Consider the following 4,711-nt stretch of genomic DNA (forward strand, 5'->3'; position numbering starts at 1 on the left):
CATACGAGATCTGATCGTGACTGGAGTTCAGACGTGTGCTCTTCCGATCTTACTTTTAATTTTTGCCTAGTATTTACAAATAAAAAAAATAATTAAAATTAATAAATTAAAAATTAATAAATTAAAAATTAATAAATTAAAAATTAATAAATTTAATTTAATTAAATTTTAACGAAAATAACGAAAAAAAGAAGAAAATTAAGAAAATTAAGAACAATTAAACAAATAATTATTTTTTTAATAAAATAATGATTAATCATTTATTTTAAAAATTAACTTATTAAAATCTCCATTTTTCACTAATCTTCTAAGTCTTCGTCGTCTTCGTCCTTTGCATTCAAGAAACTAAAACAAAAGATCAAAACCAATAAAAGTCCAGCTATAGGAACAGAAACTCCAAAGTCAAGGGATTTCTGTGAAACCTCTTCAACCTCACTAACAATAAGGTCTCCAAGTCCAGAGTCCCCCTCACCAGGCCCTACTGAAGATAATGCAGTAGGATTAAGACTTAAATCAATATCACCATATGCACTGGAACCGCTTTCCTGTGATTGACCAGACAATTCAGAGCTTCCTCCCCTTTCATTTGCATTTGAATTTGATGAATTGAAATTGGAATTGGAATTGGCATTTGAATTAGGAATATTGGAATCTGATGGAACATACCTTTCACCAGTATTTTGTCCAATATTATTGAATCCTCTATTTGCAATTGCACTTGATCCTCCGCCTTTAGATGATGACATAGAGTTTCCATATACCGTATTACCATTTGAAGTTTCATCAAAGTCCATTGCATAATCACCATCGGTTTGAATGTCATTTCCAATAATCCTATTTCCGCTGGAACCCTTTTCAAACAGCATTGCAGTATTGTTTAAGGTAACTGAATCAGGGTGTTCCGGACCTTGGGCAGGGTCATTTGCATCATCCCCCCAAGTTCTGATCTTGTTGTAGGTTACATTATTTCCTGAAGATGCATAAAATGCAATTGAACTAATACTTCCATTAGCATAGAAATTGTTGTGACTTATGTCATTGCTCCATGATGAATAAAGCTCCATAGCATAAATTCCTGCACGGCCGGTACAGTTAAGGCTATTGTTTCTGATCTTTCCCCCTTGTGAAATCTCCAAGGTGATACCATAGGTATAGTTGTTGGAGTAAAGATGGAAAAGATTTTCCTCAACAAGTGTATCCTTTGAATTATGCCTTAAAATCATTCCCATAACAAAATAATCACCATTTATTGTAATGTTGTTACGTGCAAAGATATTTTCACATGCATATGTAACGGATTTACTTGTATCGTCTCCAGAGGAGCCTACTCCATAAAGGAATGGGTCATGGCCTTCAATCAGGAAATTGTTCTCGCTGATGTTGTTCCTGTTTGATGCATAATAGATATACAATCCAATAAGAATGTTTACGGAAGGCTGATAAGGAATCTGGAATCCCTCAACAGTTGATGTAACATAAATGTTATTGTGAATGAACTGATTGTCAGAGGAAAAGTCCAGAATAACACCATAAGTCTTTGAAAGCTCTGAAATACTGTGAACGCCATCTATGCAAATGCTTTCAAAGTAGGGATAGAGTTCACTTGTACCGACAGCCACAATGTCATTGTTTTCAAAGACTGTCTCATATGCCTCATAGTTTAAGAGAGTGAATACAAGATTGTCGCCTTGAGCACGCAGATAATTGTCTGTAACTACAGAGCCATAGCTGTCGCATAGATAGATTGCATATGAAGTGTTCTTGTCCCATACCATAATATTGTTTCCAACGATTATAGCCTCATCTGCCTCAAACACATAGATTCCCCATTGATTGCAATTCTTATCTGAACTTCCATTGTTTATAATGGTGAATCCTTCAATAAGACAATTTGGAGCATTTACAACAATTGTTGTATTGAATAGACTTGCATTTTCACCGATAAGGTTTAAGGTCTTTGAGAGATAGAGTTTTCCAATTGGAGAGAAATTTCCGGAAAATATCAATGTGTCTCCATCTTCAATAAATCCTTTCAGTTTACCATTTCCATCAAAATAGCTTGAATAATTATTATTATCAATATAATAGACCTTGCCCTCTCCAAAGTTTGGAATATAACTTGTATTCATTGGCAAGATTATTGCCTTGCCAAATACTGAATTGTTTTCACAGAGATATGACTCTGTAGAGGATTGTGCAATAATTATTGCATAATTGTTTGAAGTGTAAATGGTATTGTTGAAAATGGAAACATTATAAGGTCTTTTGGTCCTTGATTGGTAGATTGATTGAATTCCTATTCCATTTCCTGTTGCTTTAATGGAAGAAGGGCTATCCAAATTGGAAGCACCCTCTCCAGTAGAAGCACTGACTATTAATTCCATATCACTTTCATCCAAGGAATTGATTATATTTCCATAAACAAGGGAATTTACCGGATTTCCCTCAATGCTTATACCAGTTCCATTCAGAAATTCAATTGTATTATTATAAACCTTGGAATTGGAACCTATTTCCTCTCCACCGATTTTTATACCATTTCCATTGCTGATAATCTGAATATAATTCCCATAAGCTTCACAGGATTCTCCTACAATGATTCCTGCCTTGAAAACCTTTGCATTGTAAATGGAATTGTTTGCAATCAAATTTCCATATGAACTGTAGATTGCATAATCCCCACCTATAATATCAGGATTTTCCAAATCAGCTCCAGTAAGATTATAAATCTTATTTCCAATAATGTAATTGTTTGGATAAGCTGAGGAAACTCCCCTATACATTGATATTATGGTGTTGTTTTCAACATTATTGTATTTGCCCATCAGATAAATACCGTAAGCCCAAAAGGAAGGATTATCCACTGTACTTCTAATAGTGTTATTGGAGATATTGTTATAGTCAGATGTTGTACTTCCATAACATAGGTAAACCCCATAGGAGTTTTCAACAGTTATGTCATTGTCAATCACCTGGGTTCTGAATGCATCCAATAAGGTAATTCCAGAGTGTTGCCAACTGCTATTGTCACTTGCATTGGTCTCATCATTCATTGAACTGCGTGTTGCATTGTTTGGAACAATTGTACGAATTGTGTTGTTTGCAACAATGCAGTCATAGGAGTAGGAGATTATTGAAATTGGATAAGCGTTGGACCCTGATGTAAATATCTCATTGTCTATAACCTTGACACAATTGGATCCGTTTACCTCAACTGCAAGCAATCTGTCCTTATGAGATTCCATCTTCAAGTTGGAAATAACTGCAGAGTATTTATAATCCTCATTTGAAACATTTACAAATGCTACACGAGAATTATATAAAAATGCATCACATTCAAGACTTGTAAGAGTCAATGGAATGGTGATTACAAAGTTCTTATTTGTAAAATTACCAGACAAATTAATAGTATCATTGACAGAAACCAAGGACAGGTTTAAAAAACCCTTGGAATCAAAATATTTAGAATAATTGTTTTCTGTTATAGTATGAATTTGATTTCCATTGGATTTAAGTTTAGAATTAGAGCTTTTTTCCAATTCAAGAATATTAATGGAATCATTATTAGAATCAAAAGAATTTATAGAATCAAAAGAACTATTAGAATCAATAGAACCAATAGAACCAATAGAACCAATAGAACTATTAGAGCTAATAGAATTGACATTAGAATCAACAGAACCAATAGAATTATCCATTGGTTCAGAATCATCATCTAAAGATTCAGAAGGATTTTCCATCAAGAGATTCTTGTCACTTAAATCCTTGGAAAGTGTAGAATTAGCATCATCAAGATCAATTGCGGAGACTGCAGTCAATCCAGAAATGAGAAAGACTAAAACCAGAATCAGACTAAGACCAATCATTCCCCTATTTTCCACCAAGACACCTCCAGTAATTTTTTTTAATCAAACAAACCCAAAAATCATTAATTTGTAAAATCATTTTCATAAAATTAATTTTTTCCCAAAATGAAAAAAATAACAATTATTTTCAAAATGAAAAAAAATTTAATGATTATTTTTTCAATAAAATAAAAATAAAAATTAATTCAAATTAATAAATTTTTAAAATTTCTTAAATATTATTTAAAAAACTTAAAATATAATTGAGTTATTTTTAATATATCATTTTTAATATTAATAAAATTATCTAAAAATTAATAAAAATAATGTAAAAAATGATTTAAAATCAATTAAATTAAAAATAGAACAATTAAAATAATTAAAATAATTAAAATTATTAAAATTAATAAAATAAATGAATTTAAGTAAAAATAAATCTTTTAATAAAATTTTAAAAAAATTATTTTCAAAATTAGAATAAAAATTAGAAAAAAAAATTTTAATGAAGAATTAAGATTGGTAAGAAAGGAAAGAAGAGAAGTATTATCTGGAAATACTTATACAAATCTTAAAATTAAAATTAAAAATTAAAAAATAAAACCTTAAAATTAAAAAATAAAATAAATAAAAACCTTAAAATTAGAAATTAAAAATAGAAATTAGAAATTGAATCTTAAAAAATAAAAAAAATTAAATAAAATCATAAAAAAAATAAAATAAAAAGAATAGTAAAAGTACTATTCTTTAAATGCTTAAAACTTTTGCTTAACTAATTTTAACAGTGCTTTTAACACTTACTGCCTTATACCTGTCGTCTCCTGCGAATTTAGCAGTGAAAGAATATGTTCCTTTCTTGGAAAGACTTA

General features: G+C 30.3%; 1 protein-coding gene. It reads right to left on the reverse strand.

Features of this window, described 5'->3' with window-relative positions; all coding sequences use genetic code 11:
• Positions 1–299 precede the first annotated feature (299 nt).
• Positions 300–3,881 carry a NosD domain-containing protein gene (locus Q0138_RS07240; protein ID WP_297982690.1) on the reverse strand — a complete coding sequence of 1,194 codons (3,582 nt, stop codon included), beginning with the start codon at positions 3,879–3,881 and terminating at the stop codon, positions 300–302.
• Positions 3,882–4,711: the final 830 nt, after the last annotated feature.

It is taken from the genome of uncultured Methanobrevibacter sp. (genome assembly GCF_937906425.1).
GTDB lineage: Archaea > Methanobacteriota > Methanobacteria > Methanobacteriales > Methanobacteriaceae > Methanobrevibacter.